Annotated in this window: 13 protein-coding genes; all 13 read right to left on the bottom strand. The window is 37.9% G+C overall.

The window, feature by feature from the left end; translation table 11 throughout:
* Positions 1-10 precede the first annotated feature (10 nt).
* Complete coding sequence (locus WAZ07_RS07815; protein ID WP_090915908.1) at positions 11-718, bottom strand: nitroreductase family protein; 708 nt, start codon at positions 716-718, stop codon at positions 11-13.
* A gap of 114 nt (positions 719-832) precedes the next feature.
* Positions 833-1,249 carry an RrF2 family transcriptional regulator gene (locus WAZ07_RS07810; protein WP_336471988.1) on the bottom strand — a complete coding sequence of 139 codons (417 nt, stop codon included), beginning with the start codon at positions 1,247-1,249 and terminating at the stop codon, positions 833-835.
* Positions 1,250-1,359: 110 nt separating this feature from the next.
* Positions 1,360-1,674, bottom strand: a complete 315-nt coding sequence (locus WAZ07_RS07805) for a heavy metal-binding domain-containing protein (RefSeq protein ID WP_090915904.1) — start codon at positions 1,672-1,674, stop codon at positions 1,360-1,362.
* Between the two features lie 158 nt (positions 1,675-1,832).
* Positions 1,833-2,165 carry a DUF1904 family protein gene (locus WAZ07_RS07800; RefSeq protein WP_336471987.1) on the bottom strand — a complete coding sequence of 111 codons (333 nt, stop codon included), beginning with the start codon at positions 2,163-2,165 and terminating at the stop codon, positions 1,833-1,835.
* A gap of 208 nt (positions 2,166-2,373) precedes the next feature.
* Positions 2,374-3,576 carry a PDZ domain-containing protein gene (locus tag WAZ07_RS07795; RefSeq protein ID WP_336471986.1) on the bottom strand — a complete coding sequence of 401 codons (1,203 nt, stop codon included), beginning with the start codon at positions 3,574-3,576 and terminating at the stop codon, positions 2,374-2,376.
* Between the two features lie 333 nt (positions 3,577-3,909).
* Positions 3,910-5,340 carry a S41 family peptidase gene (locus WAZ07_RS07790; RefSeq protein WP_336471985.1) on the bottom strand — a complete coding sequence of 477 codons (1,431 nt, stop codon included), beginning with the start codon at positions 5,338-5,340 and terminating at the stop codon, positions 3,910-3,912.
* Between the two features lie 123 nt (positions 5,341-5,463).
* Entirely contained in the window at positions 5,464-6,357 is an 894-nt protein-coding gene (gene ftsX, locus WAZ07_RS07785; RefSeq protein ID WP_090920296.1) for a permease-like cell division protein FtsX, read from the bottom strand.
* On the bottom strand, positions 6,347-7,033 hold the full coding sequence (ftsE, locus tag WAZ07_RS07780) for a cell division ATP-binding protein FtsE (RefSeq protein ID WP_090920293.1): 687 nt from the start codon (positions 7,031-7,033) through the stop codon (positions 6,347-6,349). The genes ftsX and ftsE overlap by 11 nt, the downstream gene beginning before the upstream one ends.
* A 580-nt stretch (positions 7,034-7,613) precedes the next feature.
* Positions 7,614-7,943 (bottom strand): cytochrome c551, encoded by a 330-nt coding sequence (gene cccB, locus WAZ07_RS07775; RefSeq protein ID WP_336471984.1) that lies wholly within the window; start codon positions 7,941-7,943, stop codon positions 7,614-7,616.
* A 548-nt stretch (positions 7,944-8,491) separates the two neighbouring features.
* Positions 8,492-9,593, bottom strand: a protein-coding gene (prfB, locus tag WAZ07_RS07770) for a peptide chain release factor 2 (protein WP_336471983.1) whose coding sequence is annotated in 2 segments (ribosomal slippage) — positions 8,492-9,520 and positions 9,522-9,593 — 1,101 coding nt in all. Because the reading frame shifts where the segments join, the coding sequence is not laid out codon by codon here.
* A 317-nt stretch (positions 9,594-9,910) separates the two neighbouring features.
* A complete protein-coding gene (gene secA / locus WAZ07_RS07765; protein WP_336471982.1) occupies positions 9,911-12,421 on the bottom strand; it encodes a preprotein translocase subunit SecA in 2,511 nt (836 codons plus the stop codon).
* Positions 12,422-12,696: 275 nt separating this feature from the next.
* The gene (hpf, locus tag WAZ07_RS07760) at positions 12,697-13,239 is read right to left on the bottom strand and encodes a ribosome hibernation-promoting factor, HPF/YfiA family (protein WP_090920283.1); all 543 of its coding nucleotides are present in this window, start codon (positions 13,237-13,239) and stop codon (positions 12,697-12,699) included.
* Between the two features lie 321 nt (positions 13,240-13,560).
* A complete protein-coding gene (locus tag WAZ07_RS07755; protein WP_336472107.1) occupies positions 13,561-13,761 on the bottom strand; it encodes a cold-shock protein in 201 nt (66 codons plus the stop codon).
* Between the last annotated feature and the right edge of the window lie 84 nt (positions 13,762-13,845).

Below are 13,845 nucleotides of genomic sequence, written 5' to 3'. Positions count from 1 at the left end.
TTTTTTTCGATTAAAATTTATTCCACGTTAGCACATCATCAAGTGGAAGGCGAACTTTTTCAAACCCAGCCTGCACTGCTTTCCCTACACAAATTAACATGACAGGTTCAAGATTTTCTGGAACATGAAAAGCTTCTACAAATTTCTGCGGATGGAAACCACCAATTGGTACAGTGTCAAAACCTTTTGCTTTTGCGGCTAACATAAGCTGCATCGCTACTAAGCCACCATCAATCATCGCCACGCGAGTAGCTTGTTCATTAGAGAATTTCCCATAGTTTTCAACAATTGAATTGACATAGAAATTCTTCGTTTCTTCTGTCATTCTTCCTTTTTTCACTACTTCTCCGTAAATTTTCTCAGCATTTTTATAGGCCTGTTTATCTCCTAAAACAGCAATGACAATAGAAGCATCTACAATTTGTTGTTGATTGTTTGCAATTGGTAATAACTCTTCTTTCGCTGCTTCATCTTGCACAACAAGAAATCTCCATGATTGTAAGTTTGACGATGACGGAGCTAAAGTTGCGAGCTCTAAAATTTCACGAATATCTTTTTCATCCATTTTAAAATGTGAATCATAATGACGTACAGATTGGCGCTCCTTAGCGATAGTAAAGAAATCTGTGTCCGTAATTTCTTTCGGAGCTTCCGTATGAGTAGTAAGCTCATGGATTTTATTCAAATACTCTTCTGTTGCTGATCTTTTTGCAGACATTATATTTCTCCCCTTAACTGTTCTGATTTTAAGAACAGTATATTCTTTTAACTGTTCCTTTGTCAAGAACAGTTAATTATAAAAAATAAAACGAAAACTACAGTTCCGTTTCATTCATTCTTTCGGAAGTAAATCAGCTAGCTTTTTCTTTGCCAGTCCATCTACAAGCCATCTTTCCATTTCATCTCTTAATTCATATAACGCTGAACATGTCGAAGGAGAAAAACACTCTTTCCCATCTACATCAAGGAATCCTTTTGAATATGGGTCTGCTCTTATCGCATCATAAACTTCTACTAATGTAATTTCATTTGCAGATCTAGCTAAATAATAACCGCCATCTCGTCCTTCTTTCGCTGCAATCAGTTCCGCTTTAACTAAATGAGTAAGGATTTTCCTCAAAAAGAGTGACTTTGTTCCTAACTTTTCAGCCATAATTGCACTAGGGCAAATACCGTCATAATCTGCTAGTACCAATAAAGATTGCACAGCAAGTCCGAACCATTTCGTACTTGAAACCTTCTCTTTCATTCGTTTTCACCTCTCTATTAGTCTAAACGATTTTACTGAAAAGACAACTTAAAGCCCATATAAAAGGAACCCCTCCTCTTAGTTGAGGAAGGGTTCAAAAAATCATTCTCTTATCGAACTTTAACTGCAGTTCCGCTTACAGCTACCATTAACATACCTTCACGAACTACTTCATAATCAACATCAATGCCAACAATTGCGTTTGCACCTTTTTGTGCTGCAAGCTGCTTCATTTCTTCCATTGCAATATCACGCGCTTCTTTTAACTTACTTTCATAAGCACCAGAACGGCCGCCGACAACGTCACGAACAGAAGCAAATAAATCACGAACGATATTCGCTCCCATAATTGCTTCTCCGTTTACGATATCAATATACTCTTCAATTTCTTTTCCTTGAATAACAGAAGTTGTTGTAACGATCATAATAGATTACCTCCTATGTATATAAGCTTATAACCCTATGTATAAAATACCCTATTTTCATGAAATTACATCATATTGGGTAATAACCTTAACTTCATCATACATAACAAATCTTTCATTACTCTCTCATGAATGTTACAAAAGTCTTTCAAATAGCTCTAATTTGCACAATGCTTCCCGTTAATATAATAAGCTGACTCTGTGAAAACCGTAAATACAACCTCTACTTCTGGAAGTCCAAAATCCATTATATATGTAGTAATGGCCTTGGCAAATCGATCACGAATTTCCTGTCCACGCTCGAACCATTTTACTTCAATAAGAGGAAACGCTTCTATTTCTTCCCCATTGTATACAAATGTAGAACTTGGTAGTTCCAACGTAAAATTATCCGTACCACACTCACAAATCTCTGCAAGCTCTTCTACTAATGGTTTACTTATATCCTTTAATTGTTCAGTAGTAATTCCACGAAATACAACATGCGGCATGTGAATCCCTCCGTTAGATAGCTTTATATTTGTTCACATCATAGCATAATTTATTTTGCTGTACTAGAATGTATCGGTACATTTCAATGACATTCTTAAAAACGATCGTATATTAATTAACGATTTACATAAAAAATCATAGAAAAAATAGCACAAAAAAACGCACCTAACTTTAGATGCGTTTTGATATGCCATTCTTTTAACGGCATCAGCCAACTTCCGTATCCCACTGATGTTCTTGTTCTACAAAAACAATCCCAAGTTCGTGATGCTCCCCTTCATAAATCGCATGTTGTACAAGGCGAAGCTCACCGTTCGTATCAACAACTTCCATTTTACAAAAAGCACCTGTTGTTCTTGATTGCAGCGCATTGTAGAACTCATCCACATTTGTTGGAACGACTCCGTTCATTTTTACAATGGTTTCCCCTGGTTTCAAGTCCAGCGCCTCCCCGGCTGTACCTGGAATTGTGCCTAGTACAACTAGACCATTATCGCGGGAAGAAAAGTATGCAGGGCGCCGTCCATCTTCCAAACGCTCTTGTACAGCAATTGTCAACCGTCCAAGAATTGCTACTCCCATAGCTACAATTGCTAATGTATGCCACCAATAACTCACTATTCCTAATAGAAGGACAACTGCAGCTAGCCCAAACACGCGCCGTCCTGTAAATAACAACGCTTCTTTTGGTTCAAAGCTTTTAATCGTTCTCGTAAATCCAACTAAAAACGGAATTAAGAATAAAGAAAACTTTTGTGATCCAACAGAGACAACTGGCCACCAAGATACAAACTGCGTTAAAGTATCGCCTGGTATAAGAACGAATAACGGTACCAGCCATAATCTGTTTGATTCATGCAATCCAATATTTAAACTGCGTTTTCCTTTTCGCAATTTCGGAGTTGAATAGTTTGTGGCATTTTTAGAAATAAGTAAACCTTCTACAACTAACATGAGGCCAAGTAAAATCGCTAATGATACAATACTACTCTCTTCTCCTTCTTGAAGCTGTAAGAAGGAATACGGAAGTTTCGAAGATAATATCGCTGCTACAATGGCAACCCCTAACGTATATGCAGGTGATAAGTATCTATACTGAACAATGATAGCAAACAGTCCCGTCCAAATCGCCATTATAAACACACTTGCTTGTGATACAACAAGGCCTGTTCCAACTGTAATCAATGATAAAATGATTCCTAAACCAATTCCTGCAAATATAGATGTACGTAGTTCATACCAAACATCATACACCTTAAAGGAAAAATCTTTCCGCTCTCGTAATACTCGTAAATATCCAACAAAAAAACTACTTATAAAGAAAACATACAAAGCAGGATGCATTAAAAAACGCACGATTGCCTTCACAATTTCTGATAACCAACTCTCCACGAAACGATTCACCACCATTTATAAGATATTTCATTTCTTCCGTACACATTACCTTATGTAAGATTTACTCCGTTTCATTTTATCTTATCATAATTAATCAAACGTTTGTTTAACACATAAAAAATATACAGAACATTGTACTTATCACATTGAAAATATATATAAATACAAATTGCAAAAACGACATAAAAACCCTTTCTTTTTTAGGGAAGGGCGAGAGCGTCTGGCCGCACATAGGAGCGTTCAGGGCCTTTTCCTGCCACATGCCAGGTTTTAAGTAGCGAACATGTTGTATTCTGCATAGCAGCGACTTATAAAGAAAAGATGCCGGGGAACCCCCGGCATCTTTTCTTATTTCGCCATTAATTTCAGTGCTGCTTGAAGCTGCATATCGTTTTCACCAGAACGAATTTTTTCAACAATTTTATTCTGGATTGTCTCTGCTGTCCTTTTATCAAGCTTGCCCGTTGCATCCATACTGTTTGCATTTTGGAATGCTTTCACAGCTGCTTCTGTTTCCTTACTAAAGTAGCCATCTTCACGGCCTGGCTCATATCCAAGACTCTTTAACATCTCTTGTACATGCTTCACTTGCTCATCATTATCATTGTAAGACAACGTTTTTTCAATTTGAATTGGCGTTGCATGGTAGTAATCAGGCTGCTTCACTTCGACCGTCGGCTCAATTCCTTTTTTATGAATCCAGTTGCCTTCTGGTGTTAGCCATTTAAACATTGTCAATTTAATATTGCTGCCATCTGTAAATGGCACAGCTTGCTGAACAGTGCCTTTCCCAAATGTTTTCTCACCAATAAGAGAATAGCCTTCTCCTTCTTTTAACGCTCCTGCTAAAATTTCAGAAGCAGAGGCGCTACCTTTATCAACTAATACAGAGATTGGATACGGTTTTCTCTCTTTTAACGATGTGTAGAACTTTTGCTTCTCACCATTTCGCTGTTCTACTTGAAGCATTGGTTTTTTATCTGTCATAAGCACTTTTAAAATATCTTCAACACTTGTTAAATAACCGCCTGGGTTTCCGCGCACATCAATGACAAGCCCTTGTATATTTTTCTTCTCAAGCTCTTTCAACTGATCTTTAAATTCTTTCGCTGTTTTTTCAGAGAATGATGTAATTTGTATATATCCAATATCCTTTCCATTCTCTTTCTTCACAGAACTAAATACAGTGAAAATCGGAATTTTATCACGCTTAATTTTAAATGTTAACGGATCAGTAACTCCTGAACGCTTCACTTCAAGCGTAACTGTTGTCCCTTTTTTTCCGCGAATTTTCATAACTGCTTCCTCGCGCGATAAGTCTTTCACACCATTTCCATCAACTGTTAAAATTTGATCGTTCGGTTTTAGACCTGCCTTTTCTGCCGGCGAATCTTTAATTGGTGACACAATGATTAATTTCTCATCCGTTTTATTTACTTCAGCACCAATTCCTTCTAGTTCTGGATCAAGCGATTGCTCAAATTGCTCTGCTGTTTTCTTATCCATGTATGTAGAGTATGGGTCTTTCAGCATTGCAAGCATCCCTTGAATAGCTCCTTCAACTAGCTTGTCATCCTTCACATCCTCAACATAACGTGAATCAATTAGTGTATACGCTTCGCGAATTTTATCCAAATCCGCTTGTTTTACATTGGCATCTTTTCCTGTAATAGATTGCGCGATATAAGGGCCACCAAGCCAATATATACCCGCAAACATTCCGCCAGCGCCAATGAAAAACGCTACAACCATTCCTATAATCGCAACTCTACGTTTCAATGCGGAATTCCCCTTTCCGAACACACAATGGTGTATGAAAAGGCATCACACGTTGTGCGATGCCTTTATCTATTTCTACTATATGATAAGCTTGTACGAAATATGTTTGCAACTTTTTACACTTTATACTTTTAAGAAACGACGGATTGACATAACGCTTCCCCACATACCAATTAATGCACCGATTAGCATTAACAATGCAGATAGCTCGAAAACAAACGGGCTGTATGGAAGCAATTCAAAAATTGTTCCTGCAAATTGCTCATTAAACATAGATTGAAGCGAATTATATGAAGTCACAATCATAATAATTGGAATGATTGAACCTAGTGCACCTAGGAATAACCCTTCTAACAAGAATGGCCAACGAATAAACCAGTTTGTTGCTCCAACAAGTTTCATAATTTCAATTTCAGTGCTTCGTGCATAGATTGTAATTTTAATTGTATTAGAGATTAAGAACATCGCTGTGAATAACAGACCTGCAATTAATATAATCCCAATATTACGGCCGGCTTTTACTGTATCAAATAATTTTTCTACTTCGCCTTGTCCATATTGTACTTTATTTACAAATTGCATTTTTCCAATTTTCTTTGCAATACCAGCTGTATCAGTTGGTTCTTTCGCTTTTACAACATATACATCTTTTAACGGGTTATCTTGTTCAAATAGCTCAAATGATTTCCCGCTATCACCTAAACTTTTAATCAATTTTTTTAGTTCTGTATCTTTAGAAGAATATTTAACAGACTCGACTTTCGAAATCTTTGAAATATCTTCTTTTAATTTTTTTTGATCCTCTTTCTTAGCTGCTGGATCAATATGTACACGAATTTCTACATCTTGCTCTACTTTCGTTGCAAAATGGTTCATATTCATAATCGCTGTTAAAAAGACACCTACAAGTAGTAATGTAACTGTTACTGCACTTACAGAAGCAAATGTCATCCATCCGTTACGGGATAAATTTTTGATACCTTCTCGTAAATGGCGACTAAGGGTTTTAGTCTTCATATCCGTATCCTCCCTCAATCTCGTCTCGAACAATTTTTCCACCTTCAATTGCAATTACACGATGACGAATTGTATTTACAATATCTGCATTATGCGTCGCCATAATAATTGTTGTACCGCGATCATTAATGCGCTTGAAAATACTCATAATATCCATCGCTGTATCTATATCAAGGTTACCTGTTGGTTCATCGGCAATTACAACTTTCGGACGATTCACAATCGCTCTTGCAATTGCAATACGTTGTTGTTCCCCACCAGAAAGCTCACTTGGCAATGAATCAGCACGTTCTTCAAGACCTACAAGAGCTAATACTTCCATAACACGCTCACGAATCACTTCTCGTTCTTCTTCGATTACTTCTAAGGCAAACGCAACATTCTCATATACAGTTAACTTCGGAAGCAACTTAAAATCTTGGAAAATTACGCCTAGCTGACGACGGAAATGTGGTACGTCACGCTCTGCTAAAGATTCAATTACCAAACCATTTATATTAATAGATCCTGTGGTTGGTTTTTCTTCACGATACATCATTTTAATAAATGTAGATTTCCCGGCTCCACTCGGTCCTACTACATATACGAATTCACCTTGCTTAATTTTTACTGTGAGTCCATTAACGGCTTTCATGCCATTTGGATACTCCTTATAAACATTCGTCATTGTTATCATTATTTATCACCCAATACTAATGATTTTTTCGACACTTTCTATTCTTCGATGTTTAACTATAGCTGCTAAAATCTTCGGTCGTTTCTACTTTTTTTCACTATTACATCATCTAAATATGCAAAACTTTTCTCCAAAATTCTACAAAAAGGCACTACGCTCTACATTGTACCATTATTCCGTTTTAAATTCGGATACAAGTTTGTTACAGTTATGTTACACAGTGCGAAATATAGGATAGGACATGACACAAACAAATAAGACCTTCTGCCTTCATACAAAAAGGTCTCATTTATTCCATAAAACGATTCTGAGCAAGCCGCTTCCGCTTTTCTTTCTGTCCAGCTCCTGCGGCTAGAACGGTCGGTGGCTTCGCGCCTTCCTCCGAGGCACAATACGCCTCTCTGTCAGGAGCTCCATCCCCCTCCCATTCTGAGCAAGCCGCTCCCGCTTTTCTTTTTTGTCCAGCTCTGCCTCCTAGGCCCTCATGCCTAAGAACTTTCCACACCAGAAGGTAAAAAGCACCTTCTGTGTGAAAGAACCTTAGCCAACAGGCCTAAACAGTCGGCTCCGCTTTTCTTTCTTACTTCTTCTCTGCTAGCCATTCTGCTACTTTTTTCGCATCTTCGCCTTGGATTAGACCAGCTGGCATAGCGCCGCGGCCTTTCGTGATAATTTTTTCAATATCTTCTTTCCCGTACTTTCCGCCTACTTTTTGTAAAGCTGGTCCAGATAATCCTTGTAAGTCATTACCGTGGCAACCTGCGCAGCTTTTTTGGAATACTTTCTCAGCACTATCAGCACTTGCTCCTTGACCAGGACTAGAAGGTTTACTTTCTTCCTTTTTTCCACATGCTCCTACTGTAAGAGCTAACGATGTGCCTAATACAATCATCAATAATTTCTTTTTCATCTATATCACTCCCCACTGTTAATTGATCCCTCAATAGCATTATAATGATTTCCCTGCAATTTCAAAACTTACCTGCATACCCAGTATTATCCTAAATATGGATAATCTCTTGCAGGCTCAAGGCTTCTCAGTAATTGTTTCAATTTCGTGAACAAATGGATAGGGTGCAAAACATAAATGTTCTCTATATACATTCATTTTGATTTTTCGACATATAAATCGTTGCTATGCAGAATAAAGCATGGCCAGATGCTCTCGCCCATTTAAAAAGAAAGATTTTTATGTCGGTTTTTCAATTTGTATTTATATAGTATAAAGTATCTAAAATGTACTCTATTTTTTGTTCTATCACATTCAACATTTTATTATTTTCTACTTTTTACAAAGTAATATACAGCTTGTATGCTACAACTACACCCACCAAAAAGAGAAGTTGCCATACAACTTCTCTCCTCTTTCTCTCCCTCTAGATAGAAGGTATACTTCGGATTTTCTCTCGTATGTGCCAACTCCCTGTTGGCATTTTTTATTAATAAAAAATAATCCTTTTACGAAATACGGGAACGTAAGTATGCATCAATAAATGCATCAATTTCTCCGTCCATAACTGCTTGCACATTCCCGATCTCTGTATTTGTACGATGATCTTTTACAAGAGAGTATGGATGGAATACGTATGAACGAATTTGACTGCCCCAGCCAATTTCTTTTTGCTCACCACGAATTTCATCAAGCTCTGCTTGTTGTTCTTCTAATTTTTGTTGGTACAGTTTCGCTTTCAACATTTTCATTGCATGCTCACGGTTTTTAATTTGAGAACGCTCAGATTGACATGTTACCACAACATTTGTTGGAATATGCGTAATACGAACTGCTGAGTCCGTCGTATTAATATGCTGTCCACCCGCACCACTTGCACGGTACGTATCTATTTTTAAATCCTCTGTACGTATTTCAATTTCAATATCATCGTTAAACTCTGGTACCACTTCACAAGATACGAAAGATGTATGACGACGGCCAGATGAATCGAATGGTGAAATACGTACAAGACGGTGTACGCCTTTTTCTGCTTTTAAATAACCGTAAGCATTATGTCCTTTAATTAATAACGTAACGCTTTTAATCCCAGCTTCATCTCCAGGAAGATAATCTAACGTTTCTACTTTAAAGCCGCGTTTTTCCGCCCAGCGTGTATACATACGAAGCAGCATAGAACCCCAATCTTGTGATTCTGTTCCACCTGCACCTGGGTGCAACTCTAAAATCGCATTATTCTTGTCGTGTTCTTCATTTAGTAATAGTTGAAGTTCGTATTCGTTCATATCTGCAGATAAAGTTTTCACTTCAGTTTCAAGCTCTGCATGCAATTCTTCATCATATTCTTCTTTTACAAGTTCATGTGTTACTTCCAGATTTTCAAACGTTTCATTAAGCGTGTTAAACTTACCAACCATATCTTTTAACGCATTCGCTTCATTAATGACTGTTTGCGCACTCTTTTGATCATCCCAAAAGCTTGCTCCCATCATAATTTCTTCTAGTTCTGCGATTCGCTTTTCTTTTCCAGCGAGGTCAAAGAGACCCCCTAAACGCCGCTAATCTCTTAGCCATTTTCTCTAGTTCTTGTCTAATTTCTACTAATTCCATTTTTGTCACCTCTATGTAATTACTTCATTTATCCCATATGAATGAGCAGTAAGCCCTTCACTACTTTATCCTAACAACAAGGCAAACTCTCTCTGCTTTTGCGAGAGAGAGTTCATCTCTTGTTATTATATGAATGTTTATTAAAATTTTCCATTCATGAGAAAAATATTCTGAACGAGCCGCTTCCGCTTTTCTTTTTATCCAGCTCCTGCGGCTAGAATCTCCGGTCGTTTCGCTCCCTCGGACGAGGCAAAAAGCGCCTCTCTGTCGGGAGCTCCAACGTCCTGCGATTCTGAACGAGCCGCTTCCGCTTTTCTTTATCTCCCGATTCCACAGCAGTTTTTGTATTTTTTCCCGCTGCCGCATGCGCATAAGTCGTTGCGGCCTGTTTGGTCACCTTTTACGACTGGTTTCTTTTTTGCAAGTTCATCGCCATCTTTCGGATGAACTGCTTCTCCTTGCGCTACTTCTTGACGTTCTAAGTTTTGTTCGATTTCCGCCTTCATGATGTAACGAGAAACCTCTTCTTCAATAGAAGCAATCATCGCCTCAAACATCGCAAAGCCTTCCATTTGATATTCGCGAAGTGGATCAATTTGACCATACGCACGTAAATGAATACCTTCACGTAAGTGATCCATTGCATCGATGTGATCCATCCATTTCGAGTCTACAACGCGGAATACAACTACTTTTTCAAATTCACGTATTTGTGCTTCTGGCATTTGCGTTTCCTTCTCGTCGTAGCGCTCTTTCACTTTCGCAAAGATGCTATCGATCATTTCTTCTGGCGCTAAGCGGCGTAGTTCTTCTTCTTTCACATCACCATCTCGTAGAAGAGTTGTATTTAAGTACTCAACAAGACCAGCAATGTTCCACTCTTCTTCTAATTCATCTTGCGTATGAAGAGCTACCACGCGCTCTACTGTAGAATGCATCATTCCTTCAATAATACCGCGCAGATTCTCTGATTCCATTACATCTTGACGCTGTTTGTAAATAACTTCACGCTGCTGACGAAGTACATCGTCGTATTGAAGAAGCTGCTTACGCGCATCGTAGTTATTACCTTCTACTCGTTTTTGTGCAGATTCAACAGCGCGAGATACCATTTTACTTTCGATTGGCTGCGTATCATCCATACCTAAACGATCCATCATCGCTTTCATATTATCAGCACCGAAACGACGCATCAGTTCATCTTCCATTGATAGATAGAATTGCGTCACACCTGGATCTCCTTGACGTCCAGAACGACCGCGCAGCTGATTATCGATGCGTCGGCTTTCATGACGCTCTGTACCGATAACAGCTAAACCGCCGATTTCACGTACGCCTTCTGCTAGTTTAATATCCGTACCACGTCCCGCCATGTTTGTCGCAATTGTCACTGAACCTTGATGACCTGCTTCAGCAACAATTTCTGCTTCGCGCGCATGGTTTTTCGCGTTTAAGACATTATGGCGTACACCTTTTCTCGTTAACATCTTCGAAATTAACTCAGATGTTTCAATTGCTACTGTACCAACAAGAACAGGTTGTCCTTTTTTATGACGCTCAACGATATCGTCTACAACAGCGTTAAATTTTCCTTCCATCGTTTTAAAAATTAAATCTGCACGGTCATCACGAATAACCGGCTTATTCGTCGGAATAACAATAACCTGCATATTATAGATGTTACGGAATTCTTCTTCTTCTGTTTTCGCTGTACCTGTCATTCCAGAAAGCTTCTCATACATACGGAAGTAGTTTTGGAATGTAATCGTCGCAAGCGTCATACTTTCATTTTGAATTTCTACGCCTTCTTTTGCCTCAATCGCTTGATGCAATCCTTCGCTGTAGCGGCGACCTTTCATAAGACGACCTGTAAATTGGTCAACAATTACGATTTCGCCTTCTTGCACAACATAATCTGTATCACGCTGCATTACAACGTGAGCACGAAGCGCCTGATTAATATGGTGAAGAAGCGCTACATGTTTTAAATCAAATAAGTTTTCAATGTGGAACGATTTTTCTGCTTTGTTGATCCCTTCTTCTGTCAACATAACATTTTTCGTTTTCACATCAAATGTATATTCTTTTTCATTTGTTAACGTACGTACAAATGCATTCGCAAATATATATAATTCTGCAGATTTTTGCGCTTGTCCAGAAATGATAAGCGGTGTACGTGCTTCATCAATTAAAATGGAGTCTACTTCATCGATGATGGCAAAGTGTAGTGGACGCTGTACACACTGTTCTTTATAAAGCACCATGTTATCACGTAAATAGTCGAATCCAAGCTCATTATTCGTGCTGTACGTAATATCAGCAGCATATGCAGCCTGCTTCTCTTCTCGTGACATATGATTTAAATTGATACCAACTGTTAAACCAAGGAACTCATGTAGTTGTCCCATTTCACCTGCGTCACGCTGTGCTAAATATTCATTGACTGTAACAACGTGAACACCTTTTCCTGTAAGAGCATTTAAGTATACTGGTAAAGTAGAAGTTAACGTTTTACCTTCCCCTGTCTTCATCTCAGAGATATTTCCCTCATGCAGGGCAATACCACCCATTAATTGAACAGGATATGGACGCAGACCAAGTACACGTGTTGCCGCTTCACGCACAACAGCAAAAGCTTCTGGCAACAAATCATCTACTGTTTCACCTTTTGTTAATCGCTCTTTAAACTCTACTGTTTTTCCTTTTAACTGTTCATCTGTCAGTGGTGACACTTTATCTGCTAATGCTTCTATTTTATCCACGGTTTTTTGCATACGTTTTACTTGACGTTCATTTGTATCAAACACCTTTTTTAAAATACCGATCATGAGAATACGCTCCTCTTTTATTAAAATAAAACTTCCATCAGTGTCTTTTTTCTTTTCACTGTTTGGTCGCTATAACACTCAATTTCATTTTTGTATGAAAAATAGAATTCTTTCGCCTACTAAAAAAGTATAAACCTACTAACAATTGTAACACTTGTTTTATATGTATGACAACAATCGGCCAAATGCATCTACAGGAAAGTAAAGAAGCCGTCTGCTCACATTCATATAGAACCTAAAAAAACGCAGCCATGACAGCTGCGTTTTCCTTTATATTATTTAGTTTCGATTAAACCATACTTTCCATCTTTACGGCCGTATACAACATTTGTTTCATTTGTTTCTGAATTTGTAAAGACGAAGAAGTTATGACCTAACATATCCATTTGTAAAATCGCTTCTTCTACATCCATTGGTTTTAAGTCAAATCGTTTTGTACGGACAAGCTCTAATTCATCTTCAGCAACCTCTTCTTGCACAGCTGGTTGATCTGGAAGAATCAACATTGCTTTTATAGAGCCTTTCTCACGTAACTTACGGTTTACTTTTGTTTTATGTTTACGAATTTGTCTTTCCAGTTTATCTACTACTAAATCAATAGCAGCGTACATATCGCTATTTGTTTCTTCAGCGCGAAGTAATAAATCTGGAAACGGGATTGTTACTTCCACCCTTTGCTTGTCAGAGTATACTTTTAAGTTTACCTTAATTTCTGGAAAAGTATCGAAATAGCGTTCTAACTTACTTAACTTTTTCTCTACATATTCCTTTAATGCTGGAGTTACTTCAATATTTTCACCGCGAATGTTGAATTTCATAGATGAACTCCTCCTTTCAAGCCTATGTATAAGATTTTCGACAAAGGTATCAAAAACCCTTCCTACATTTTAAAAAATTTTGATAAAATCGATATTTTTTATCGATTTTTGTAGAAAAGAAAATATATTATCTTTCCTACTCTTATTTTATCCTATTCACATCATACTTACTGTATGTAGATATGAAGAATCAGTTACAAAATTGCTACAACTTTTTGACAACGTTTTCTTTATGATAAAACCTCCGTTAGCTATGCAACGGAGGTTCTCCTATGTGAAACGCTGGTCTTTAAAACGCACCATGTTTCTTAGATACTTTTATTATAACTTTACAACATTTGCTGCTTGCGGACCACGCGCACCGTCTACAATTTCAAATTCCACTTTTTGTCCTTCTTCTAACGTTTTATATCCATCGTGCTGAATCGCAGAAAAATGAACAAAAACATCATCTCCGCCATCACGCTCGATAAATCCAAAACCTTTTTCTGCATTAAACCATTTTACTTTTCCTTGCATGATCGTTCCATTCCCTTCAATCTTAAAGTAAGGGCATCTGCCCCGTACTTTGACTATAACGAATTAGAAAATGGAAAGTCAAAGAAG

This window comes from Bacillus bruguierae, assembly GCF_037104725.1.
Lineage (GTDB): Bacteria > Bacillota > Bacilli > Bacillales > Bacillaceae_G > Bacillus_A > Bacillus_A bruguierae.
Note: the sequence above shows the minus strand (reverse complement) of the source record. Positions and strands in the feature narration are given on the sequence as shown.